Annotated in this window: 22 protein-coding genes and 1 pseudogene; 9 read left to right on the top strand and 14 right to left on the bottom strand. The window is 55.0% G+C overall.

Going from position 1 to position 22,725, the window contains the following annotated elements; translation table 11 throughout:
• Positions 1-355: 355 nt before the first annotated feature.
• From E1H13_RS19890 to E1H13_RS19860, 7 genes and pseudogenes are all read right to left on the bottom strand, one after another.
• On the bottom strand, positions 356-1,006 hold the full coding sequence (locus tag E1H13_RS19890) for a HEAT repeat domain-containing protein (RefSeq protein WP_169615900.1): 651 nt from the start codon (positions 1,004-1,006) through the stop codon (positions 356-358).
• 11 nt (positions 1,007-1,017) lie between these two features.
• The gene (locus E1H13_RS19885) at positions 1,018-1,851 is read right to left on the bottom strand and encodes a HEAT repeat domain-containing protein (protein ID WP_169615898.1); all 834 of its coding nucleotides are present in this window, start codon (positions 1,849-1,851) and stop codon (positions 1,018-1,020) included.
• Between the two features lie 36 nt (positions 1,852-1,887).
• Positions 1,888-2,115, bottom strand: a pseudogene (locus E1H13_RS19880) (phycobilisome linker polypeptide); the annotation flags it as partial.
• 119 nt (positions 2,116-2,234) lie between these two features.
• Positions 2,235-3,110: a phycobilisome linker polypeptide gene (locus E1H13_RS19875; protein WP_169615895.1), complete on the bottom strand. Its 876-nt coding sequence runs from the start codon at positions 3,108-3,110 to the stop codon at positions 2,235-2,237.
• A gap of 151 nt (positions 3,111-3,261) precedes the next feature.
• The gene (locus tag E1H13_RS19870) at positions 3,262-4,080 is read right to left on the bottom strand and encodes a phycobilisome linker polypeptide (protein WP_169615893.1); all 819 of its coding nucleotides are present in this window, start codon (positions 4,078-4,080) and stop codon (positions 3,262-3,264) included.
• Between the two features lie 101 nt (positions 4,081-4,181).
• Positions 4,182-4,670 carry a phycocyanin subunit alpha gene (gene cpcA, locus E1H13_RS19865; RefSeq protein WP_169615891.1) on the bottom strand — a complete coding sequence of 163 codons (489 nt, stop codon included), beginning with the start codon at positions 4,668-4,670 and terminating at the stop codon, positions 4,182-4,184.
• A 99-nt stretch (positions 4,671-4,769) separates the two neighbouring features.
• Positions 4,770-5,288 (bottom strand): phycocyanin subunit beta, encoded by a 519-nt coding sequence (locus E1H13_RS19860; protein ID WP_169615889.1) that lies wholly within the window; start codon positions 5,286-5,288, stop codon positions 4,770-4,772.
• 739 nt (positions 5,289-6,027) lie between these two features.
• Between E1H13_RS19860 and E1H13_RS19855 the strand changes: the two genes are divergently transcribed.
• Entirely contained in the window at positions 6,028-6,609 is a 582-nt protein-coding gene (locus E1H13_RS19855) for a phycobiliprotein lyase (RefSeq protein WP_169615887.1), read from the top strand.
• Positions 6,610-6,746: 137 nt separating this feature from the next.
• On the opposite strand, the gene E1H13_RS19850 is transcribed toward E1H13_RS19855, so the two are convergent.
• Positions 6,747-7,949, bottom strand: coding sequence for a class I SAM-dependent methyltransferase (locus E1H13_RS19850; protein ID WP_169615885.1), 1,203 nt, complete (start codon positions 7,947-7,949; stop codon positions 6,747-6,749).
• A 279-nt stretch (positions 7,950-8,228) separates the two neighbouring features.
• Between E1H13_RS19850 and E1H13_RS19845 the strand changes: the two genes are divergently transcribed.
• Entirely contained in the window at positions 8,229-8,990 is a 762-nt protein-coding gene (locus E1H13_RS19845) for a phycobilisome rod-core linker polypeptide (RefSeq protein WP_206070731.1), read from the top strand.
• Positions 8,991-9,130: 140 nt separating this feature from the next.
• Positions 9,131-10,663 carry a DNA recombination protein RmuC gene (gene rmuC / locus E1H13_RS19840; protein ID WP_240966742.1) on the top strand — a complete coding sequence of 511 codons (1,533 nt, stop codon included), beginning with the start codon at positions 9,131-9,133 and terminating at the stop codon, positions 10,661-10,663.
• A 399-nt stretch (positions 10,664-11,062) separates the two neighbouring features.
• Here the strand turns inward: rmuC and E1H13_RS19835 are convergent, their stop codons facing one another.
• From E1H13_RS19835 to E1H13_RS19815, 5 genes are all read right to left on the bottom strand, one after another.
• Positions 11,063-12,031, bottom strand: coding sequence for a dienelactone hydrolase (locus tag E1H13_RS19835; protein ID WP_169615883.1), 969 nt, complete (start codon positions 12,029-12,031; stop codon positions 11,063-11,065).
• A gap of 508 nt (positions 12,032-12,539) precedes the next feature.
• On the bottom strand, positions 12,540-13,445 hold the full coding sequence (gene truB, locus E1H13_RS19830) for a tRNA pseudouridine(55) synthase TruB (protein ID WP_169615881.1): 906 nt from the start codon (positions 13,443-13,445) through the stop codon (positions 12,540-12,542).
• Between the two features lie 63 nt (positions 13,446-13,508).
• On the bottom strand, positions 13,509-15,170 hold the full coding sequence (locus E1H13_RS19825) for an alpha/beta hydrolase (protein WP_169615879.1): 1,662 nt from the start codon (positions 15,168-15,170) through the stop codon (positions 13,509-13,511).
• A gap of 168 nt (positions 15,171-15,338) precedes the next feature.
• Positions 15,339-15,830, bottom strand: a complete 492-nt coding sequence (locus E1H13_RS19820; protein WP_169615877.1) for a low molecular weight protein-tyrosine-phosphatase — start codon at positions 15,828-15,830, stop codon at positions 15,339-15,341.
• Positions 15,831-15,870: 40 nt separating this feature from the next.
• Complete coding sequence (locus E1H13_RS19815) at positions 15,871-16,215, bottom strand: YbaB/EbfC family nucleoid-associated protein (RefSeq protein WP_169615875.1); 345 nt, start codon at positions 16,213-16,215, stop codon at positions 15,871-15,873.
• Between the two features lie 251 nt (positions 16,216-16,466).
• Between E1H13_RS19815 and E1H13_RS19810 the strand changes: the two genes are divergently transcribed.
• The 6 genes from E1H13_RS19810 to E1H13_RS19785 all read left to right on the top strand — a co-directional run bounded on the left by E1H13_RS19810 (position 16,467) and on the right by E1H13_RS19785 (position 21,872).
• Entirely contained in the window at positions 16,467-16,769 is a 303-nt protein-coding gene (locus tag E1H13_RS19810; RefSeq protein WP_169615873.1) for a hypothetical protein, read from the top strand.
• Between the two features lie 8 nt (positions 16,770-16,777).
• The gene (locus E1H13_RS19805) at positions 16,778-17,287 is read left to right on the top strand and encodes a DUF29 family protein (protein WP_169615871.1); all 510 of its coding nucleotides are present in this window, start codon (positions 16,778-16,780) and stop codon (positions 17,285-17,287) included.
• Positions 17,288-17,628: 341 nt separating this feature from the next.
• Complete coding sequence (locus E1H13_RS19800) at positions 17,629-17,955, top strand: DUF1825 family protein (RefSeq protein WP_169615869.1); 327 nt, start codon at positions 17,629-17,631, stop codon at positions 17,953-17,955.
• Between the two features lie 44 nt (positions 17,956-17,999).
• Positions 18,000-19,289 (top strand): ATP-binding protein, encoded by a 1,290-nt coding sequence (locus E1H13_RS19795; RefSeq protein ID WP_169615867.1) that lies wholly within the window; start codon positions 18,000-18,002, stop codon positions 19,287-19,289.
• A gap of 411 nt (positions 19,290-19,700) precedes the next feature.
• A complete protein-coding gene (locus E1H13_RS19790) occupies positions 19,701-20,522 on the top strand; it encodes a hypothetical protein (protein WP_169615866.1) in 822 nt (273 codons plus the stop codon).
• 9 nt (positions 20,523-20,531) lie between these two features.
• Complete coding sequence (locus E1H13_RS19785; RefSeq protein ID WP_169615864.1) at positions 20,532-21,872, top strand: DUF4231 domain-containing protein; 1,341 nt, start codon at positions 20,532-20,534, stop codon at positions 21,870-21,872.
• A 47-nt stretch (positions 21,873-21,919) separates the two neighbouring features.
• Here E1H13_RS19785 and msrA read toward each other — a convergent pair whose 3' ends face one another.
• The gene (msrA, locus tag E1H13_RS19780) at positions 21,920-22,573 is read right to left on the bottom strand and encodes a peptide-methionine (S)-S-oxide reductase MsrA (protein ID WP_169615862.1); all 654 of its coding nucleotides are present in this window, start codon (positions 22,571-22,573) and stop codon (positions 21,920-21,922) included.
• Between the last annotated feature and the right edge of the window lie 152 nt (positions 22,574-22,725).

Raw genomic sequence — 22,725 nt, 5'->3', positions numbered from 1 at the left:
GGTACATCAGTCTAGAGGTAGCGCGACCCAATAGACAATGGGTGTTACCGTACCCCCTTACCCTATCCCTTCCTATCGCTAGCTGGGCTAAGGCGGCTACCTAGCTATCCAAGGCCTTCAACCACCAGCTGCTGAGGCTAACTAAGCACATGGACACAATTACGGACTGATCCTTGATCCGACCTTCGACTCCGCTCAGGCCTCGTCGCTGGTTGAGCAGAGTCGAAACCAGTAACGTTGAGCCCTTTATTTTTGTCCACCTACTTATAATATTGCCTCCTCCCTTGGCGAGCCGATACTGTGGCAAAAAAATACATCAGCTATGTTTCGCAAGACTCGAGTTAGAGGGGTCCAGCTAACCTAAATCGCCAGAGAGCGCATTTAGAGCCATCTGGGCCCTGGCTTGTACCGTCAAGCTGCGATCGTGGCTGATGACCTGTTGCAGGTGTTGGCTAATGACCGCCCCGAAGGAGCTGTCAACGGCCTTTAGGACCAGGGCATGCAGCCCCGCCACAGCCGCATAGCGCACGACCCACTCCGGGTCTGTCGTGGTTTGTTGCAAAACCTCCATGACTTGAGCTTGGGCCTGGGCAACTTGATCCTCAGGTAGTTGTGACCAATTAATCGTGCCAATGCCCTTGGCAGCCGCCCGACGCACGCTCAAGGCAAAATCCCCAAGCGCGGTATCTAACAGTACAGGCAGAGCGCGGGGATCACCAATTAAGGCCAAGGCACGAATCGCCCAGGCCCTAGCACCATAGTTGTAGCCGTCGAGTTCTTCGAGCAGCGCAGGTACGGCGATGCTGCCCAAGCTCACCAGGCCATCGACAGCGGCAACCGCCGCCCCCGGATTGTTGTATCCCAAGACGTTAATCAGCGTGGAAATGGCAGCAGGGTCGTTGGCTGCCGCTAAGTTGCGTACCGCCACCACAATGGCCGCCTTGGAATCGGCGGTTTCAATCGCCTGTACAAGGGTAGAGATATCAGCTAAACCTTTTCCAGCCACAAAATTTCCTTCTACAGCAAGTCATCCATCAGTGACAACACCTGTTTAGCCTCAGTCGAGAGACCTGAGGCCGGAAAACCAATGTGCTGCAAGTGAGATTCTAGAATACCTTGCAGGGCAATCAACTTCAGGCTGTTCTCTGCCAGGGTGGTGGCAATGGGCTGGGCTGCTGGCAAGTAACCAATGGCTCCTAGATCCATCATGGCCGAGCGCCGTAGCTGTAGATTTGGTGCTTGCAGGCGCTGTAGTAAATGATCACAGTAGGCTGTTTCCCCTGTGAGCTGGTACATGGCTCGGGCAGCCGCATTTTGCACCTGGGCCACCTCATGATTGAGAAAAGGCGCAATGTCTTCAACTGCTTCTGTGGCGTTTAAACTACCCAGGGCTTCTAACACAGCGTTATAAGGCTGAACCAAATGAGGCTTTCCTGGTGTGGGCACTGCAGCGGCAACACCGCCAGCTAGCAGGGCACGCAGGGCTGGAATCGCTTGGGGATCGGCTAGCTGGCCCAGAGCTTGGGCCGCAGACTCGCGCACATAGTAGTCAGAGCAATCAAGACAGCGCATGAGTGCAGGGACAACCCGACGCTCCCCTAGCTTACCCAGGGCGCGGGCGGCATTGCGACGAAGAGGATAGCCCCCGTCGGGGGCGCGATCGGTCTCGTCGTCGAGGGCACTGACCAAGGTGTCGATGGCCTCTGGCTGAGTCACCCGAAACCGCCCTAACCACCAGGCCGCATAGTAGCGTAACCCTGGATCATCGGTTTGCTGAAGGTTAGCTAAGGCTTGCTCTACTGTGAGAGATACGCCCTCAGCGTTGACCAGTTGCTGCGAGTCTAAGCCCATGTATTGCCCCTATGCTTCAGCACCATTGCCGTTGCTAGACAGCGGCTGAATGCTAACAATTTTGCCACCCATGCGGGTGATGCGCTGCATTTCTTCATTCATTCGGTGGTAAGGCACCTTTAAGAAAACATTGGCACTTTTGCGAATAGGGTAGTCGGTTTGATCCGTTTCGTTATTTTGCCGCAGTCCTTCAATCTCGTACAGAAAAACACGGTTGCCGGAAAGGGATGCCGTTGGGCTGCCAAAAGCGTTTTGAGCGAGCATAATGCAATTCTCCTAGACTTGCTAGTGTCATGGGTATTAAGCCGAGGGGCGTAAGGATAGCCACATCGGTAGAGACGCCGAAACCGACGCCTCTACCACGGGGGTGCTGATGGGCAACCCTAGAGGCTGGCTGGAGTAACACTGGTTACTCGACCGCCCATCTTGTTGATTTGCTGAAGCTTAGCGGATAGTTGCTCGTAGGGCACTAGATAAGCAGAGTTAACTCGTCGAACCTTGGGATACCGGGGCAGATTGGCACCCATAACCTCAACCCGGTACACCCGACCAGCGTTAGAACCATAGGGGGTAGATCCGCCTAAGGCTTTACCAGGGGTGGCCAACTTGTTCGCCTGGGCTGACCAGCCTGCGATCGAGCTGGTGGGGCTAACAATAGAAGAGGAGGAATTACGTCCTAGCTCTTCGGCTAGACGAGACTTGGTGCCTCCAGCTTGGCCGCTATCGCTAGTGGCATAACCGCGATAGAGTTGAAACATTCGGGTGAAGCCTACTGACCGCTGGCCAGGTTGATAAACAAAGCTGCGGTAGTAGGGAACAATGTTATCGCCAAAGCTAGCCTGATACTCAGCACTGTCGATGAAGGAATCAACATCGGCATCGTAGCCTTCAGTCTCATAGCGATCGAGGTGTTCGACTACCTCGGCTTCGTCATACACAGCTCGACCCAGCAGGTGCTTCGTGTGTAGTTCAATCACCCGAGTCTGAAAGTTGTTGTAGAAGAACTTTTCTTTGTACAACTCAGACTTAGCTACGGCCCGGACAAAGTCGCGGACGGTGATGTAGCCATTTTTCAGCAGAGACTCAGCGCCAACCAAACGCTCAGACTTCATCAGGTAGTCATTACCGAGGAGCTGACGGTAAACCGCCCGAATCACGATTTCGGCATCATCTGGAGACCAGTTTGCCCGCAGCTCTACTGGGGCAGTTTCAGTAAAAGCAGCTGTTCCCAATCGGGATGCCGCAGTTGTAATTGGCACAGAAATATCCTCCTTGAACAAGGTTTCTCAACACAGTAGGGGATACACTAGTGCCCAGGAAAAGCTGGTCTCTTTGACAGAGTCGAGCTTCTCCTGCGGCAAAGAGGCGTTGAAAACGCTGGCACTAGTTACCCCTGATCAACCAGCTAGACTAAGCCAGGTCAACACTGGTAACCCGTCCACCGCTTCGGTTCACCTGTTGCAACCTTTGGGAAAGCTGCTCATAGGGAACCAAAAATTCGGTGTTGGCACGGCGTACCTGAGGCCCACCAGGAATGGCTGCCTGGGCTACCCGAACCCGGTAGACTTTTTCGCGATCGCCGCCTGAAACACCTACAATGGCTTGGCCTGTGCTACCTCCTGATACAGGAGAAGCAGAGTTTTTAGCAACCTCTGACACCAGCCGTGAGCGCACACCGCCGGATTGAGATCGATCGCTAGTGCCATATCCCCGATACAGCTGAAAGAAGCGGGAAAAACCAACCATCTTTTGACTCGACTGGGTTAAATGCCCGCGATAGCTTGGGACGACATTATCTCCAAAACTATCCCGGTATTCCTGGGAATCGATGTAAGAATTGATTTCCGCTTCGTATCCGTAGTTGTTATAGATGTCGGTGTGATAGGCTATTTCTTCCTGGCTGTAGGGGGCTCGCCCTAACAGGTGTTTGTAGTTCAGCTCAATAAAGCGGTTCTGTGGACCGTTTAGGAAGAATTTATCCCGATATAAGTCGGATAAAGCCAACGCTCGAACGAAATCGCGCACTGAAATTTCTCCCTGCCGCAGCAGAGAATCGGCACTGATGTTGCGCTCACTAGCCATAATGTACTGGTTACCAAAGACCTGACGGTAAGCCGCCCGAATAACGGCCTCTACATCTTCTTTGGTCCAATTTGGCCTGAGCTCAACCCGTGTCGACGAATCATAGGGCGAGACGCCAAGGCGTCCCGCTGCAGTCGTAACTGCCATGGTTGCCTCCTTGGGCGTAAATAGATACAACAATGCCCGGAGCAACAAACAATTGCTAACTACGCGCTAACAACTGTCTGCCCCTCCGGGCAAGGGCCAACCTAGCTTAGAGCATTGATGGCGTAGTCGATGTAGGTGTTAGCTTCAGTAGCAGCATCCCCAGACAGACCATGGTTAGCTTTGATGTACTTCAGAGCTTCCACGTACCAGCTAGGAGACAGTTCGAAGGTGCTGTTGATCTCGTCTAGACCAGCGATCAGGTACTCATCCATAGGACCTGTGCTACCAGCAACGCAGCAGTAGGTCACCATCCGGAGGTAGTAGCCGATGTCCCGAGCACACTTGTTCTTACCACGCTCATCAGCAGCGTAGTTAGCCCCCTGCATTTGGGTGGTGTAGGGGAATTTGTTGTAAACAGCTTGAGCGGCACCGCTCACCAAGGAATCAGCCTTGTTGGTCAGTGCACGAGCAGCTTCCAGACCGGAATTAGCCTGACGCAGACGGCCAAAGGCTACTTGCAGCTCAGAAGCGCTTAGAAAACGGCCTTGAGAATCGGCAGTGGACACTGCTTCGGTCAAAGGGGTTTTCATACCGGAGGTTCTCCTTAAATATTTGTTTTCACAGCAAATGAACAATGACTGAAGTTAGATCAATTGATCTAATTTACTTGAGGTTCAATTAACCTGAACCTAAGCAACAGCAGCGGCAGCCAGATCAAAGTAGCTGCTGATTTCGGACATCAGGGAGCTGCAATCACCTTGGGTGATGCCAGCGGGATCGTTGGCAATAGAGATGGCAGAAGCCTTCATCTTCTCGACCCCAGCAGCCACAGAAGCACCAGGAACGCCCAGAGCAACATAGGTCTCACGAAGGCCGTTCAGGCAGCGATCGTTGAGGACGCTAGCATCACCAGTGAAGGTGGCGTAGGTGACATAACGCAAGATGATTTCCATGTCGCGCAGGCAAGCCGCCATACGACGGTTGGTGTAGGCGTTGCCACCAGGAGCGATTAGCTGAGGCTGCTCAGAAAACAGAGCACGGGCAGCATCAGAAACAATCTTGGAAGCGCTACCGGTCATGCGGTTAACAGCGTCGATCCGCTTTAGGCCATCGCTGGTAACACGAGATAGAGCATCCAACTGATCGCTCGACAGATAATCGCCTCGTGCATCAGCTTGAGAAACAACCTTAGTGTATGCGTCAAACATCGACTCAAATCTCCTAATTTTTTGTCGCTGAGTTTGCTTGGATTGAATTGGTCTAATGACCGGATTTGCAATTAGTTCAGCCGAAGCTGCCTAATTAATCTCATAGGGAGGATCTTAAAGAGCGGCGAGGACGGTTTTCTCATTTAATTTACTTTTCTTCAAGCTTGTTCAGGCTTCTACACAATCAGCCCGGATCAAGTTGGAAGGTAAAGTCTGAGAAGCGGAAACGCCAGCCTAACCGAAAGCGGGTTAAAAGCTTAACCGTTTCTTGAAACCATTGCCTGAATTAGCTTTTGCTGATTCATCAAGCCCTCCAGGAATGTTTATACACCGCTGTCGGGTGTTTATCTTTTACAAGTTGTTAAGAAACACCCTCTATCTTTTAGGGGTAAAGCGGAATAATTTCGGCCGTTCTGGGCTCTGGACAGGTTTGGGTTGGGGAGAATTTTCTCAGAATATGTAATATTCCTTTACATTGTTAGTGGATTTAGCGACCTCAATGGAGGGGCAGGGGCTTGTGTATGCTGTGTACAACTTGGTGGGTGTCTCTTTGTGTCGGCATGGCGGTGGCACGACGGGCATTTCCTCCTGGGCCTGCACAAGTGCAGGTTAAGCAAGGTTGCGGATGCCTTATGATCGAGTCAGCGATCGCGATTGGCTCTGCCATGCCCGGTTGTTGCTCCCGGTCGTTCACTTCACCTTAAATCTCACGTATTAGTAAGCTAGGCTGACCAAGATCATGAACGTGATGGATTTCTTTCGCATGAGTGCTGGCCAGTGGTATTCCCAGCGCAGCACCCACCACCTGCCCTTTCGTCGGGCCGAACTCGGTGATTCCCACATCACTGTAGAGCCCTTAGAGGCAGATCACCCCAGTGTGGTAGACATTTGCAAGCTTCACGATGTGGATGCGGCGCTGGCGGTTGGAGGTGCCCTGGTGACCTGGAAAGGGGCCATGGCCTGGGATAAGGAAGACGAAAACCACGAAGGCACCACTGTCTTTGCGCTGGTGCCAGATGCGGATAACCCTAAGGTTGGGCAGCTGTTGCGGGAGCGGGGCTATGCCGAAATTGTGCCAGTGATTGGTCGTTACGAGGTAGAGGACGATAATGCCCTGCTGCTGACCACCGAGTACGAAACCATGAGTTCTGTGGAGCGGTTTTGGTTCGCGAATCCTAACTTGCGACTGCGCACCAGTGTGGTGAAGCGCTTTGGGGGGTTTAGCACCGCCTCGTTCTGTGCTGAATCGCGCAAAGGGGACGTTGAGGCCACCCCAGAGCCTTCGTCGGTCCCAGCGCCCCTGTCTGCTTTTGGGTGGTAAGGGGTCTTAGATTTTAGATTTTAGGTTTTAGATTTTAGGTAGGTTGACAACCCGAAACCTGATCCTCGAACCACCCACCCCTGCCCCTCCCAGGAGGGGATGCCGAAACCCGAAACCTGATCCCCGAAACCTCCCTGCTATTCCCCTGGGGTTAGCATCACAATGTTTTGCCGTTGGAGCGATCGCACCTGGTTTAAATCCACTGGCCCCTCGCTGAGCAGATCGGCCACGGTTTTGCCGCTGCCCTGGGCCTGGCCACAGGCGACCAGAAATTTCCAGGCAGGCTCATCCAAATTCACAATCTGGTAGTCCTGGTTGAAGAACTGGGGGCTGTCTTGCCAGCGATCCAGGCAAGGGTTAGGTTCTGGAACCGCCCGGCTTAGTTCTTGGTCGTCTTGCCAGTCCTGACGATTAAGCGGCGGGCGACCCAGGAAAAATTCGTAGTGGGTGATGGCACTGGGGTCGAGCAACTCAATCAACCGGTAGCGCTGCCGAGGGGAGAGGATGGCAGCCCGCGCCATCAGATCCGGGGCTTGGCCAATCAGCCGTTCAAGATCCCAGGTTTGGGGATTGGAAAAGCCGACAAACTCAAGTCCTGATGCATCGATCAGCTCAAAGACGGTGTTGATGTTGTAGTCAATCTCCTGGGGATGCACGTACATGTCGGCAAAGCACTCGTCGCGCTGATTTTCCCAAGCCCAGCGCTCTTGTTCCCGCTGGCGCAGGCGGTTGGTCTCGGGCAGGGTGGCAAACAGCTGTCGACCAACGGCGACACCATCTTGGTAGTCACCCCGGCGATCGCCCTGTAGAAGAGCGATCGCTGCTTGGGCCAACTTAATTTCCCAACGGCCCAACTCGCCGTAAACAAAAATATGCAGCAGCCCACCGGGGGCCAGTTTCTTGGCCAGTGCTTTGACCCCACCAATGGGGTCTGGGGTGTGGTGCAGAACCCCAACACAGTTAATCAAGTCAAATTCACCAGGAATTTGGTCCACGTCAAACAGGCTCAGGTTATGGAACTCGACCCGCTCGGCCCCAGACTTCTGGCAGCGCTCTTGAGCTACGGCCAGGGCACCAGCACTGAGATCTAGCCCCACCACCATGGCATTGGGGTTGAGGTGGACTAAGTATTCGGTTCCGACCCCGGTACCACAGCCCGCATCCAAAATGCGAATCTGCTGTGGTGAGGGTTTCCGCCCGGTACAGAAGCTGTGGGCGGCTAGCCAGTTCCAGCGCCAGTTGTACCCTGGGGGCGGTTCGTCGAGCAATGGCTCGGGGGGAAATGGATAGGTATCGTAGAGTTTGGCGACGGCGTCACTAATGCGTTGGGCCTCTGACATAACCAATCGGTGGTGAAGTGCGCCCCATTATGCCGTAAAACCAGTCTCTAAATCGATGCTTGGGCTTAGCGCATCGACCCTAAGCTAGCTACAGTGAAGAAATATGACTGTTTGTTACTCTACCTGACAAAGTAAAAAATAAGTGTTCAATCGTCTTTTAGGCTGAGTTTTAGTTGACGACTTTGGGCTGATTCAACCTGAGCTTTTGGGCTTAGAACGCAACTCTTGCGTTTTAGCGCATTCTTGTATCTCAGCACGTTAAAGGTTTTTACTTCGCGGATGGAGGAAGAAAAAATTGTGAATCTACCGCTATTAGCATATGCTCCCCACAGTCAAAACCAGCGGGTAGAAGGTTATGAAGTCCCTGGTGACGAACAGCTCAGGGCGTATGCCATTGACACCCAATTGGGGACAACGGATATGGACGCTGTGATTACAGCCGCCTATCGACAAATTTTTCATGAGCAGCAAATGCTCAAAATTAATCGCCAAACCTTACTAGAGTCGCAGCTGCGTGGGGGCTTTATTTCAATCAAGGAATTTGTGCGGGGCCTGGCCGTTTCCGCTCCGTTTCGCACCTGGAATTACGAGGTTAACAACAACTACCGGATGGTAGAGCTTTGCGTTCAGCGCCTATTGGGACGCAATGTTTACGATGACAAGGAAACCTTGGCTTGGTCTATTGTGCTAGCCACTAAGGGGCTTGAGGGTTTTGTCGATGCCCTGATGGCTACAGATGAGTATGTCACAGCATTTGGTGACAATACGGTGCCCTACCAGCGACGGCGGATTTTGCCCCAGCATGCCCAGGGGGACCTGCCGTTTGAGCGGATGCCGCGCTATGGGCAAGACCATTTGGTCACCCTGCAATCGTTGGGGTATGACTTTTCTGCGAACCGACGTATTGCTCAGGGAGATTGGCTGGAAACCCCTGATGGGGTGCGCAAAGTGGCTGGGGCGGTTACCGCTGGCCTAGCGCTGTTCCTGACGCTGGTGGCCTTATCGGTGGTCTTGTCCTGGTTTGGTTGGATACATCTCTAACCCTTGTACCTCCCTTGTACCTGTTTATCTACGCCTGTCTGAAGCTCTCCTGAGGGAGGGCTTTTTTGTGGCTCAAAAATAAATTAGTATACGTGTACTTTGTCCCGGTTGTGGGGCGATCGCCGTAATGGAACCAGGCCATGTCAACAGGATTGGGTGTTTTATTAGGACTTTTGGCAGGGCTACTGCTGGGGGGTGGGACCGTGGGCCTACTGTGTGCCAGCCGCTTGCAAACCTGGCGAGAGCGGGCAAAGGCTGATGTGGTCGCTGATCGCGCTAGCCTGATTGAGCGGCTCCACCACAAGGACCAGCAGATTGAAGACCTGAGAACCAGCCTGCGGGACCTGCAAACCCAGCTGGACTACGGCCGCCATCAGTTCCAGGATGAAGCCGCTCGTCGGGCTACGGCTGAAGCTCAGCTGGGGCGACTGCAAGAATTGGAGCAACTAAGCCGCGATCGCGCCGCCCAGATCACCCAGCTGCAAGCCGAAAATACCCTGCTAAAAACCAAGCTGACCGAGGTCCACACCCAGCTGGTGCATGAGCAGCAGACCAGTCAGGATAAACTGGCCTTGCTGGAACAGGCCCAGCAGCGTCTAGCCCATACTTTTCAGGCCCTTTCGGCAGATGCCCTGCAACGCAATAACCAGTCGTTTTTAGAGTTGGCCCAGACCACCTTGGCCCACTTTCAGTCAAAGGCCGAAGGTAGTTTGCACCTGCGCCAACAGGCGATTGACCAGGTGGTGCAACCCCTGCGGGATTCGCTGCACCAGGTGGATAGTAAGCTGCAAGCCCTAGAGCGCGATCGCGTTTCTGCCTATGCCAGCTTAACCGAGCAGCTTAAATCCTTGGCTGCCAGCCAGAATCAACTGCAGGGGGAAACCGCCAACCTGGTCAACGCTCTGCGGTCCCCTGCGGTGCGGGGCCGGTGGGGTGAAATTCAGCTCAGGCGAGTGGTGGAAATGGCGGGCATGCTAGAGTACTGCGACTTTGTGGAGCAGCCCTCGGTGCAGACAGAGACGGGACGGCTGCGTCCAGATATGGTGATTAAGCTGCCCAACGCCCGTCAGATCATTGTGGATGCTAAAACCCCCCTGCAAGCTTACCTGGAAGCGATGGACGCCCGGGATGCCCCAACCCGCCAAGACAGGCTCAAGGCCCATGCCCGCCAGGTGCGTACCCACCTGACCCAACTAGGGGCCAAGGCTTACTGGGACCAGTTCGAAAATTCCCCAGAATTTGCAGTGCTGTTTTTGCCGGGGGAAACCTTTTTTAGCGCTGCCCTAGAACAGGATCCCCAGTTGATTGAGTACGGGGTCAATCAAAGCGTGATTTTGGCAACCCCGACCACCTTGATTGCCCTACTCAAGGCGATCGCCTACGGTTGGCGGCACGAAAAGGTCGCCGAAAATGCCCAGATGATCAGCGCCCTGGGGCGTGAACTCTATGATCGCATGGCTGTGTTGACCAGCCACTTGATCAAGCTCCGGAAGGGGCTCGACAGCTCGGTCAAAGCCTTTAACCAGGCGGCGGGCTCCTTCGAAACCCGCGTCCTGGTAACGACCCGTAAGTTCAAAGAACTGGGGGCCACCAGCGGGGAACCGATTGAGCCCCTGGAAGGGTGCGATCGCAGTCCTCGGCGGTTGGTGGCTGAGGGGGGAGATGGGGAGTAGGGGAGGTGGGGAGGTGGGGAGGTGGGGAGGTGGGGAGGTGGGTGGATGGGGGGATGGGTGGATGGGTGGATGGGTGGATGGGGAGATGGGGAGATGGGGAGGTGGGGAGGTGGGTGGATGGGTGGATGGGGGGATGGGTGGATGGGGTGGGGAAGGTGGCGTAGGGGCGGACCTGTGTGTCCGCCCTGGCGGGGAAATTGGAAGAGGGGAATTTTGGATTTTGGATTTTGGATTTTGAATTTCCCCCTTTTCTTTTTTTGTTCTTCCCTTTTCCTTCTTCGTTCTTCGTTCTGCTGCGCACAGGCTACGCCCTACGCCCTACGTTCTTCGTTCTTCGTTCTTCGTTCTTCGTTCTTCGTTCTTCGTTCTTCGTTCTTCCCTTTTCCTTCTTCCCCACGGTTATTTGCGGGCAAAGGTGGCCACCAGGGGGTGCTGGCCCAGCGCCACCAGCGGGTCAGGTTGCGATTTGTCCTGGGGAGCAATAAACAGCCCAATTGCCTCTGCCATGAGCGATCGCAACTGGTTGCCAGGCTGGGTTTCAGGCAAGTCAAGAAACGGCCGACCGGTTGTTGGGTCGAACGGGTCAGCCATGGAAAAGTGATTAGCCCCCTCCAGCAGTAGCAGGTAGCTATCCCCTCGTCCCCCCTGAAACCCTTCTTTAAAGGTACGCTCTACTGGGGTCGTAGGGCTGTCCCAGGTAACGCCATAGCGGTGGCTGCTCTGGGCAATCACGCCGTCACAGGTGCCCCCCATCAGTAAAAGTGGCAGGGTATCGGGCAGGGGCAAAATGGTACCTGGTGCATAGCCTAGTTGGGTAATGGCGGCAGTGTGGGCTCCATAGGCAAAGGCGCCAACCACCTGAGGAAAAAAGTTAGCACTGGCGCTTTCAATGGCGACCCTACCGCCAGCGGAATGGCCTCCAATTACGACCTGCTGCAAATCCAGCAATCCTGCCAGCACCCCTTCTGTCTGCAATTGCTCCAGGACCTCCAGCAGCGCAGGTAGAGCCGAAGCCGTTGGTCCAGAGCCATAGGCCTGAGGTGTCAGCATGGCTAAATCAACCCCCGGCGACAGGGCTACCATGCCGGGAATGTTTTCGGCCACCCAGGTAAAGGTCACCACCACCAGCCCTTGGCTGGCTAGGTTGACCGCCAACCACCGATAGATCTCAGGACCGCAGTTGATGCCGTTGAAGAAAATGACCGGCTTAAATGGAGCCTCTCCCTCATCCGCTGGGACAATACCCATGGTTTGCTCCTGGTCACCGCCAGCCAGGCGAGCCGGGTAAAACACCTTCACATGCAGCGTGTCATAGGGGGGAGTCGCCGCTGTTACCTTGGCCGCTCGAAATAAGGCTCGAACTGTCATTGGCATTGCCCCCATAGGTTTAGATTGCCATCACCCAGGTTAAGCCTGAAAGCTTAAAATCCCATGAGTTGCCTTAACCTGAGTTCGAGATCAGGCTTTCCCCTGCTTGAGAGCTACTTGATACACACAAGTTGTGCTGGACTTTATTCCCTCACGTCGGCCCCTTTTTGGGTACGCCCATAGGGCTATAAGCTCCCCTCGCACAGCGGGCCCGAAGGGCGTAATTCTGGGGGCCATTACCGGGAAGTTTGATGGCGAGATATTTCGCCAGCAGTATCCGAAATCAGGGGCTAGTGGTCTGTTGGGACTAAATTTTAGGGTTGCAGGTATCCTTAAGCCCTTCGACAAGCCCAGGGCGAACGTAAACAGTACGGTTCGGGCTGAGCTTGTCGTTTCCCAAGCGACATGAAATACAAAGTGGCTCCCAAAGGGAGCAAGCCCTAATTTTTAGCCTTCACGCTGCACTAGGGGGGCAAATTGAAACTACCTTGACAGGGGAGACAACTCTTTAGCCGGCGGGCTGAAGCACCACTTTGGCTTTTAGAATCGGTCCTTCTTCCCGATTTTCCCACTGGCCGATGCCCAGAAATGTACCCCCGTCTGCCGCGAGTACCCGGTAGGGAATATCGGGGGGCATCGGCATCGGCGGGGGGAACTTTTGCCCCTGTCGCCAACGATGGGCTAGATCGGGGGGAAGCGCGATCGCCTCCAGGTGAGACAGCACGGCCTCCGGGGCCACCAAGGCCAAGGTCTGGGCCTCAACCTGGGCTTGCACCTGCTCTAGGGTAAGGCTGTGCTCCAGCCTAAAGCCGCTGCTTCCCGTGCGAATTAAGCCAGCCAGGGTAGCCCCGGCACCGACGGCGACCCCTAGGTCACGGGCTAAGGAGCGGATATAGGTACCTGCTCCACACTGAACGGCCAGGGTTAACTCTGGATACTCCCCCGGTTGCCACCCCTTAACCTCCAAGTGGTGAATGGTCACCGTACGAGAGGGGACGGTCACCGCCTTCCCCCGCCGGGCTAAGTCATAGAGGCGCTTTCCGTCCACCTGGATGGCGCTATAGGCTGGAGGCACCTGCTGAATCGTGCCTTCAAACTGCGGCAAAATCGCCTCTATCTGGTTCAGAGTTAACCAACTGGCTGATGATTGACTGAGAATATCCCCTTCCAGGTCGTCGGAAGTTGTCGTTAAGCCAAAGCGAATTACGGCCGTGTAGGTCTTGCCAGGGGCTAAGTAGGGCAGCAGGCGAGTGGCTCGCCCGATGGCTAGGGGTAACACCCCCTGGGCTAGGGGATCCAGGGTGCCGCCATGGCCCACTTTCCGAATGCCCAATAACCGTCGCACCATGCCAACACAGTCGTGGGAGGTCATGGCCAAGGGCTTATGGAGGTTCAAAAATCCGTGCACGAGCAACAATACAGGGGGAGTAAAACAAAAACTAGCGATCGGTAACGAAATCGGCCAGAGCCCTGGCACTTATCGTAGCGCCTCGTTCAGGGCCTCCTCCGATAGGGTCGTGGTCAAGCTGAGGGGATGAGGGGAGGTGCCCAAGGCCTCGGCAAAGGCGGCGTGGACCACGGGCCGAAATCGCTCATCCTGTTCCAGGGTGAGCTTAAAAAACCCGAGGCCAAGCACTTGCATGTAGGACTGCACTAAGTCGGGCCTAAGGCCAATGATTTCCGGGGGAATAGTGACCGGCTGGCCCTCTAGGTCAATATCGCCAATCACCGAGAAGTGACTGGCTTGGCTGACGAGCAGCAGATAGCGATCGCTGCTCGTCAACCAGGTAAACGGCTGAATTTGTTCTGAAAACGCCGGGGCTACCGTGTCAATTGCCCCGGCTACCACCATTACAGGTACCGAAATTTGGCCATAGCCCTGGTGACCAAACAAGGCGCTGCCAATCGGATTCATCACGAAAATGGAGCTGATCCTAGGGTCAATCAAGCTATCTCCTGGATCCCCTAGACGCACTGCCTGGCACTGCAATAGCAACGACGGATTAAACGATAGGGTGCCAGGTGGACAGCGGCTGCCCAGGCTGTCTAAGTCATAGGTGGCCCCGGCCAGCGCCAAGGCTGTATAGCCTCCAAAGGACTGACCCACCAGTCCGATTCGGGTCAAATCAAACTGGCCTTGCAAGGATGGTTCCTGGGTTTGCAAGCGACTGAGGGCATCAATGGTGCGCGAGACATCCTGAGGCCGACGGAAGAATTCCTCGTCGGGCACAACGGCATCGGTGCGGCCTTCTAACAAGGCATTTAGCTGTTGACTACTGCTGCCAGGGTGTTCTAAAGCAGCCACAGAGATTCCCCCCGAGGCCAAATATCGGGCTAGATAGTCGTAGCTGGTGCTGGTTCCCCCGAGCCCATGGGAAATCACCACTAGCGGAAAGCCATTGTCAGGCATTCCCTGCTGCCCTGATAACAGCGTTGGTAAGTAAATTTCCACCGGCTGTGACAGACCAGGGACAACTAGGCGCAACCGTCTGACGCCATATTGCCGTTCGGCCTGCACAAGCTGCATCAGGTCCTCAAACGGCGGATGATCTGCGGCGGCGGCTACCTCTTGGGCAGCCACCTCGTTGACTAAGGCAATGGCCGCCTCAGTTTGCAGAATTGCTTCGGTGATCTCCTGGGCAATACTTAGCCCCTCAGCGACATTAATCCGAATGGCTTCAGTGGGGTAGTGCCGCAGGACATCCAGCAGAGTAAATTCCCCTTCCCCGCTAGCGGCAGCTAAAATCAGCGCCCCTCGTAGGGCCGAAAACCCAGCCTGACGAGCCGGAGTTTGCATCACTCGGGTCAGCTGCTTGAGCAACAGCTTACCCTGTTCGGTGTAGAGGAACTGGGATACGGCTACTGGGCTTAAGTCGACTGGGGTAGAGAGCACTTGCTGCAGCTGCTCAAGCTGCTCTTGGGATAGCTGTAAGTGGCGATTGTAGGCGCGGAGTTGGGGGGTAAGCCGTCCCGTTTGGGCAAATAATTCTAGGTCGGCCACGGCAATGGATCGTTCCAAAATACCGTAGGACACAATCAGCCGATCCGCTGCTTGCCCTGGCACGGCTGCCATCAGTAGCCCCAGCAGGCTTAGCCCCAAGGCCTGAACCCGTAACCGTCGCCGTAGCGTGGGAAACATCGACAACAGTCTGAAATAAGCAGTGTCGGGTTTGATCACGGCTAGGGTATATGGGTCACGACTAAAGATCGACTGAGTGGGATGGCATCGCCTGCCGAATAGCTGTGTTTGCCGTTAGGAGTTTTGATATCTGGGGTGTGACCGGGGTTACCCACAGCCAGATACCGCCTATCGGCTGGGGGGCGCCACTGGCTGCTCCAGCATATGGTCCAGGAAGCCTTCACAGGCATCCATCAGCAGGTCGATCACGTAGGTGAACCCTTCTGGCCCGCCATAGTAAGGATCAGGCACGTCTTGATCGGGATGGGCGCGGCAATAGTCGCACATCAGGTGCACCTTATGGGCATAGTCTCCCGATTGATCTAGGGACAGAATGTCTCGGTAGTTTTGCCGATCCATGGCCAAGATCCAGTCGAAACGCTCGAAATCGGCGGGGGTAAACTGGCGCGCTCGCCCCGTTAGGGTAATCCCCTTGGCTTTAGCCGCCTCGGCCATGCGCCGATCTGGGGGACTACCCACGTGGTAACTGGCTGTGCCCGCTGAATCGCAACTCACCTGATCACTCAGCTGCCGCTGTTGAATCAGGTGATTCATGATGTTTTCAGCGGAAGGCGATCGGCAAATGTTGCCGAGGCACACAAACAAAATGCGGGTAGCCATGGTTTCCGTCAACAAAGGTGGACAGGCGAGTCAAGACAGCCTACATGCCCGGCAGGTTGAGGCCACCAGTGAGCACTTCCATGCGATCGCGCATGGTAGCCGTGGACTTGTCATAGGCATCCTTCATCGCCGCCGCCACCAGGTCAGACAGCACCTCGGCCCCTTCGTTTAGGGCATCGGGGGCGATGGTAACACCTCGGGGTTCTTGGTTGCCGCTCATGGTTACTTTTACCAGGCCACCGCCCGCTTCCCCTTCAATCTCCATCTGTTCCAGCTCTTCTTGCAGCTGTTTTGCCCCTTCCTGAATTTGCTGGGCTTTCTTGAAGGCCTCGGTGAGTTCCTTCATTTTGCCTAACCCAAACCCGAATCCTTGACCTTGTGACATGGAGTTACTCTCGAACGTACGGCTAGATCGTCTTGACCAAACCTCAGCCCCGGATCGCGCATGGGCCAGAAAAACCGGATCCAGTCTGAACTTGGCATAGCTAACACAAATTAGCTCTAATGATTCTAGCGTCCAGTGGCAAATTCTCCGATCGGCTTTTGGCCCGCTTTGGGTCGGCTTTTACCCCAGGGGCTAAAATACGCTGTGGACAGTTGTTAGCATAGTCACTATATCTTCTTTTCTGACGATCCATGGCTACCACCGCCGATGATGTTTGGCGTCTGCTGGGTGAACTGGCTGAAGCTCAAAAAGAAACTGAGCGTCGCTTTCAAGAAACCGAGCGCCGCTTTCAAGATACGGAACACCAATTTCGAGAAACGCGCCAGCTGCTACAGACCCAGGCTCAAACCGCTGAACAACGGGCTGAAGAGACTCGACAGTGGCTAAAGCAGCAAAACCAATATGCCTATCGTCAGGGGTTGTTTGTTTTGGCCCAGTCCGGTGATAGTGTCGTGATTCTTAACGATGCCAAATTTGAACCTCGTAGCTGGTAGATAAGGCCATGACTCAAGAACTGGTGGATCTAAGGGAGAGCCTATTGGCAGGCCGCTATGATCATGCCCTGGTGCTGGTGGATGAACTGGAAGCCATGGGAAAGCAAGCCATTTTGCGCAACATTGAGTCGTTTTTGGGGCGCTTGCTGGTGCATCTGATCAAAAACCAGGTGGAGCAACGCTTAACCCATTCTTGGCTGGTGTCCATCGCAGACTCTGTGCTGCAAATCAGCAAGCTGAACCTGCGAGACAATAAAACCAGCCATTACATTAAGGTCAATGACTGGGACTCCTACCTGGAAGAGGCGCTAGAAGCCGCTATCTTACCCGCTAGCCTAGAAACCTTGGAGGGCACCCTAAAGCCTAAACAACTGACTCAGCGTATTGATCGCCCTGTTATTCTCGCCACGGCCCATCGCTTGCTAGCCTTGACGTATGACCTTTCTCCCAGGGAACTGCCCAGCGCTATCAATCAGGTGTTAGCGACGTTGCCGGGAGGGAGCGTCTGGTTCGATTAGCCTGATTTAGCGATGGTGATGGTCAAAGACCGGTCTGAAGGGCGATCGCAGTATCCAGCCTTCCCTAGAGCCATAGCTAGGAACAGCCCTGCCTGATGCAGTCAGCACTACCGGGTAGATATCCCCTAATCCCTGGAAAAATGGGTTCCAGCAGGGGGCTGAGCCTGTAGAACTTGTGCCGAGTAGGGTTATCTCTCCTTGGCCTCAGGTCACCCTAAACTTTAAGCTCTAGATATAAATACCCCTAAGAAATGGGTGCCCCCAGGATTGAGTCAAGCAGCTGCGGTTACCTGACTCGCCGGGTTAGCTGATGTTGCTCACGTTAAACACAACGCAGAACAATGGGATTTTTTGATTCGGAAATTATTCAGCAAGAAGCGATGCAGCTGTTTCAGGATTATCAATCACTGATGGAGCTGGGGAGCAGCTATGGCAAGTTCGATCGCGAGGGCAAGAAAATGTACATCGCCCAGATGGAATCGATGATGGAGCGCTATCACATTTTTATGAAGCGGTTTGAGCTGTCGGAAGACTTTATGGCCAAAATGACCGTCGAGCAACTGAAAACCCAGCTGGGGCAGTTTGGCATGACCCCCGACATGATGTTTCAGCAAATGCAGCAAACCCTCGATCGCATGAAGGCGGAAATTGAGGCTAAGGGCGATTAATTCGGTGTAGGCTGCATGACAGCGATCGCGAGGGTTTTGCCCCTATGACTGAGTCCGTTAGTGCCATCCAAGCTGAGGTGCAGGGCTACCGCCAACGCATGGATAGTCTGCTGCTTTACGGCGACGTGTTGCATACCGCCGTGGGTCGAGCTTTTGTGGAGATGCTGAAAGCGATTGAATCGGCAGAGGCTGCTGCAAGCTTAAGGGCCTATGGTCAGTGGTTTCAGGCGTTGGCCACCCGTGGTGAAAGTTGGCCCCACCACCTGCTACGACAGTTGGCCTATGCGGACAATGCCTTTACCGATCAGGCCCAAACTCAGGACGTATCTAGCCTCCCCCCAGCTTTGGTGCAGGCCGCCCGCCACGATTTAGCTCAGCTGCAGGCCCTGTACCAATTAGGCAGCGATCGCCTATCTCGGTGGGTGCAAATGGTGGCTCAGCTCCCCCAGCCGCCAGTGACTTGGACCCTGGCCGATGCGCCCCAACCCCTGCCCTTGGCCGCCGCCGCTGACTGGCCTACCGCCTTGCCAGATTTAGCCCAATATTACCGCCGCCACGGGGCCGGGCAATTGGCCCAGTACCATGCTTTCACCTGGCACCAGGGCACTCTGCAGGGTATTGCCTTTCCCGACCCCATTGCCCTGGATCAGCTGGCGGCCTACGACTATCCTCGCCAGCAGTTGATTCAAAACACCCTGGCTTTGTTGCGGGGCTATCGAGCCCTCAACGTATTGCTCTATGGCAGTCGGGGGGTCGGTAAATCTTCCCTGGTGAAGTCGCTGCTGAACGAGTATGCCAGCCAGGGGTTGCGGCTGGTGGAAGTGCCCAAGGGACAGTTGCAAGATTTACCCCAAATTGTTGACCAGTTGCGATCGCGGCCTCAGAAATTCATTATCTTTGTCGATGACCTGTCCTTTGAAGAGGATGACGACACCTTCAAAGCCCTGAAAGTGGTGTTGGAAGGGGGCGTTACCGCTCGCCCGGTCAATGTAGTGGTCTATGCCACCTCCAACCGTCGCCACCTGGTGCGCGAATATTTCAGCGATCGCCCCCGCCCCAGCGACCAGGACGAGGTGCAATCCTGGGATACGATGCAGGAAAAGCTTTCGTTTAGCGATCGGTTTGGCCTCACCCTCACCTTTGAACCAGCCGATCAGCCCACCTATCTGGCGATTGTCAAACACCTGGCCCAGCAGGCCCACCTGGACTTGCCCCCAGACCAGCTCACGGCCCAGGCCCTACAATGGGCGACGCGCCACAATGGCCGATCGGGCCGTAGTGCCCGTCAGTTTATTGACTGGCTGACGGCATCGCAAACCCTGCCGCAAGCATGAGCTGAGGGGGTCAGGTGTCAGGTTCTGGGTGTCAGGTGTCCGGTGCCAGGTTTTGGGTGTCAGGATGGGTGGGCCGACTGAGGCCGCAGAGAATTAAACGCAACCAAGTCCAGACCTGGACTTGGTCTAGAGCATCGGTACAGTATGGCAAGATCCCAGGGTTCTTGGGCTGATTGGTCCGTTTTTTGGGGTATTCAGGGACAGAACCCTGGGATCTGAACCGGCGGTCTAGGTGGAGTTGTGGCATAAAGTGCGGCTGAACTCAAGCCAAAGACTATAATGCCTGTTAAGGATTTATGGTTTTGAGGCACTATTAAGCGGTGATGCTAGTTGACTAGCTTGAGTCCGGCTTCAGGCTTGATGCATCTGCACCAACACGTTAAGTTTCTGCCCCTGTGGGTTCTCTGCAGCATGTTAGACACCTTTGCCACTGGAATGATGCACCTGAAGTTCTTGAATGGGCACAGTGCCGAGGCCGTGGCATTGTCGTCACAACAAACCGGTGCTCAAGCCCTGGCGGCCATGAGGCTGACGGTGCCGCAGCCCGCCCTGGTGATTATCGGCGGTGCCAGTCTCATGGATGCAGACAGCTTAAAGCGCCTGCAAACAGTATTTAACCAGGTATTTGCCCCCCTGGCCGAAGCGCTATCGCTGACGGTGTTAGACGGGGGCACCGATGCCGGTGTGATTCACATGATGGGGCAGGCGCGCCATTTTGTCGGGGGTAGCTTTCCGTTAGTTGGGGTGGTTCCCCAGGGCAAAGCTAAACTGCCGGATGACGCCGCCATCGCTAGCAGTGTCACCGATGACAGTGTCACCGATGACTCGCGCCACGATTTAGAGCCTCACCACACCAACTTTTTTCTGGTACCGGGTGACTCGTGGGGGAGCGAGTCTCCCTGGCTGGCCGAGTTTGCCTCTTTAGTGGCCCAAGGGCAGCCAGCCTTGACAATTCTGATTAATGGGGGCCAGGTGGCCCTGACCGATTTACAGGCCAATTTGGCTAAGGAGCGCCCAGCGGTGGTGCTAGCGGGTAGCGGCCGCCTGGCTGATACGATCGCAACGGCCATGGCAGCGGCTGATACCGATGAGGCTGACCCTGATATTGACCCGGCGATTGCAGAGTTGATCCGCATCCACCAGCCTAGCGGTAAGCTATCGGTGTTGGATTTGGCTTTGCCAGTCGATCAAATGCGCGATCGCATCCAGCAATATTTCACGTCAGTGATGTAGAGGTTGTCTGTGGTGACTACCCCGTCCGTCGAGCCTGAAAGTACCGCTAGTGCCGCTGATATCTCGGTTAACGATGCCGCCGACACTGCCCAGCCACTGCTCAAAAGTGCCTGGGAACGCCACGAGGTTTACAGCAAAAATGCCACCAATGCCCAACGACGCTTTCTAGCCGTAGAGCGTTTGATTACCCTGCTGGGGGTGCTAGTGGTAGTGCTAGCGGTCGCCCAGCCAGTGGTGCTGAGCCAAATTGTTCAGGCCTTTGGGGCAGAAGTTTTAGATGATATCCATAATCAGCTCCCCCAGACGTTGGTCCGGCAATATCCTTTACTCGCCAGCCTCAACTTCTTACTGATTGTATTGCCGATTACCATGACGGCTCTGCGGGCCTTTGCCGTGAAATTTAACCGGGGCAACAGTTGGGTTTTGCTACGAGGCAACGCCGAGTCCCTCAAGATGGAGATCTTTTACTACCGTACTCGGGTCAAGCGGTATAAAGCTAACCGCCATGCAGAGCTGGCTGAAAAAATGCAGTTGATTAGCGAGCGGCTGAAAGGCAGCGTGGTCCATCAAAAAGCACTCTACCCCTATGAAGACCAGCAGCATTCCCAGCTCAAGCTAGGTGTTGTGCTGCGACTGGGAAAGTGGGTCTTGACCTGGGCCCATCGCTTTGTGAACAGCTGTTGGGAGTTTTTGTTTCAGTTTAAAGAAGAGGCAGATAACCCGCCTCAGGACCCTAACCGGTACGCCGATCTAGATCCTGACGGCTATATCAAATACCGCTTAGAGGACCAATTTGACTGGTACCGGCGCAAAGCCCGCAGCTACGATCGCCAGCATCAAGTTCTACAGACTAGCGTCTATGCCTTTTCAGGCTTGGGCACCCTGCTGGCTGCCATTGGGTTTCAAAGCTGGGTGGCGGTCACAGCCGCTTTGGCGGCGGCGTTGATTAACTATCTGGAATATCGTCGAGTAGAGGTGACATTAGTCGGCTATAACCAGGCGGCGGATGCACTCTACGATATTCGAGCCTGGTGGTACTCCTTGGCTCCAGCCCAACAGGCCGCCCCCCAAAAATTCGAGAAGCTGGTGGTCAACACTGAAGAAACGATTCGCAGTGAGCACAATAGCTGGCTGCAGGATATGCAGGATCGTTTGGCTAACCTCTACGAAGCGGAACGCGATCGCCCAGAACAAGACACCGCCGCCCTGATCGGCAACGGAGTGCCCTCCCTTCCCCATAGTCCCCTGGGTCCGCCAGTAGCCCCTACCGGTCTACAGCCCGACATCGACCCCCCAAGCTCCCCAGAACCGACCCCAGGCGAGCCAGATGTGGACGCTGATTTGTCCTAACTCACTAACCCAGTCCAGACCTGGACTGGGTCTGTCAAAGGCAAAGGCTAACGGTCCCATAGTTCCTGCAAACGGGCATCGCGGCCACAACCCGTGCGATAAAACTGGTAGCGTACGGGGTGCTTCAGGTAATAGTCCTGGTGATACTCTTCGGCGGGGTAAAAGGTTTGAGCCGACTCAATTTCTGTGGCGATCGGGGTCTGACGAAACTGGGGCAACTTGGCCAGCGCCTGTTTAGACTGATCGGCTAACTGTTGCTGCTGTTCGTCATGGGTAAAAATCTTGGCGTGATACTGGCTGCCCTTGTCACAGAATTGACCCACCTCATCCACCGGGTCAACGTTGCGCCAAAACACCTCTAAGAGCCGGTCGTAGCTGACCTGGGTCGGGTCATACAGCACCTGCACCGCCTCCACATGGCCTGTGCCTCCCCGAGACACCTCGTAGTAAGTAGGATTGGCGGTGTCGCCACCCGTGTAGCCCGAAGTGGTGGACACCACCCCATCCAGCTGGTCAAAGGGTTTTTCCATGCACCAAAAGCACCCCCCCGCAAAGGTGGCTTTGGCCAGATTTGCTTCCCCCACCGGGGGCTCTGGCTGGGACAACGAATCAGCGGTGGCATAAAAGGGAAGCGCATCCCACCCCAGTACCAGCAGCCCCAGACAGAGCCCCCCCAACAATAGGTTGCGAACAGTTTTCATGGTTGATCGATGATGGTAGTGAAATAATCCCAAGCGTATGATAACTCCCGGTTCGCTCATTTTTGAGTGAGGTCGGCCAATTAGGTTAGATTTGGGCTATGGAAACTCCTCTAACCGTTATCACAGAACGGGTTGACGATATTCCCCTGCTG

It is taken from the genome of Nodosilinea sp. P-1105, assembly GCF_012911975.1.
In the GTDB taxonomy this organism is placed as follows: domain Bacteria; phylum Cyanobacteriota; class Cyanobacteriia; order Phormidesmidales; family Phormidesmidaceae; genus Nodosilinea.
Note: the sequence above shows the minus strand (reverse complement) of the source record. Positions and strands in the feature narration are given on the sequence as shown.

Excerpts from the sequence above, each read along its gene's own strand:
- E1H13_RS19885 (WP_169615898.1), bottom strand. The coding sequence starts at position 1,851 with ATGGGCTTAGACTCGCAGCAACTGGTCAACGCTGAGGGCGTATCTCTC.
- E1H13_RS19870 (WP_169615893.1), bottom strand. The coding sequence starts at position 4,080 with ATGGCAGTTACGACTGCAGCGGGACGCCTTGGCGTCTCGCCCTATGAT.
- cpcA (WP_169615891.1), bottom strand. The coding sequence starts at position 4,670 with ATGAAAACCCCTTTGACCGAAGCAGTGTCCACTGCCGATTCTCAAGGC.
- E1H13_RS19860 (WP_169615889.1), bottom strand. The coding sequence starts at position 5,288 with ATGTTTGACGCATACACTAAGGTTGTTTCTCAAGCTGATGCACGAGGC.
- E1H13_RS19855 (WP_169615887.1), top strand. The coding sequence starts at position 6,028 with ATGAACGTGATGGATTTCTTTCGCATGAGTGCTGGCCAGTGGTATTCC.
- E1H13_RS19850 (WP_169615885.1), bottom strand. The coding sequence starts at position 7,949 with ATGTCAGAGGCCCAACGCATTAGTGACGCCGTCGCCAAACTCTACGAT.
- E1H13_RS19845 (WP_206070731.1), top strand. The coding sequence starts at position 8,229 with ATGGAGGAAGAAAAAATTGTGAATCTACCGCTATTAGCATATGCTCCC.
- rmuC (WP_240966742.1), top strand. The coding sequence starts at position 9,131 with ATGTCAACAGGATTGGGTGTTTTATTAGGACTTTTGGCAGGGCTACTG.
- E1H13_RS19835 (WP_169615883.1), bottom strand. The coding sequence starts at position 12,031 with ATGACAGTTCGAGCCTTATTTCGAGCGGCCAAGGTAACAGCGGCGACT.
- E1H13_RS19825 (WP_169615879.1), bottom strand. The coding sequence starts at position 15,170 with ATGTTTCCCACGCTACGGCGACGGTTACGGGTTCAGGCCTTGGGGCTA.
- E1H13_RS19820 (WP_169615877.1), bottom strand. The coding sequence starts at position 15,830 with ATGGCTACCCGCATTTTGTTTGTGTGCCTCGGCAACATTTGCCGATCG.
- E1H13_RS19815 (WP_169615875.1), bottom strand. The coding sequence starts at position 16,215 with ATGTCACAAGGTCAAGGATTCGGGTTTGGGTTAGGCAAAATGAAGGAA.
- E1H13_RS19810 (WP_169615873.1), top strand. The coding sequence starts at position 16,467 with ATGGCTACCACCGCCGATGATGTTTGGCGTCTGCTGGGTGAACTGGCT.
- E1H13_RS19805 (WP_169615871.1), top strand. The coding sequence starts at position 16,778 with ATGACTCAAGAACTGGTGGATCTAAGGGAGAGCCTATTGGCAGGCCGC.
- E1H13_RS19800 (WP_169615869.1), top strand. The coding sequence starts at position 17,629 with ATGGGATTTTTTGATTCGGAAATTATTCAGCAAGAAGCGATGCAGCTG.
- E1H13_RS19795 (WP_169615867.1), top strand. The coding sequence starts at position 18,000 with ATGACTGAGTCCGTTAGTGCCATCCAAGCTGAGGTGCAGGGCTACCGC.
- E1H13_RS19790 (WP_169615866.1), top strand. The coding sequence starts at position 19,701 with ATGTTAGACACCTTTGCCACTGGAATGATGCACCTGAAGTTCTTGAAT.
- msrA (WP_169615862.1), bottom strand. The coding sequence starts at position 22,573 with ATGAAAACTGTTCGCAACCTATTGTTGGGGGGGCTCTGTCTGGGGCTG.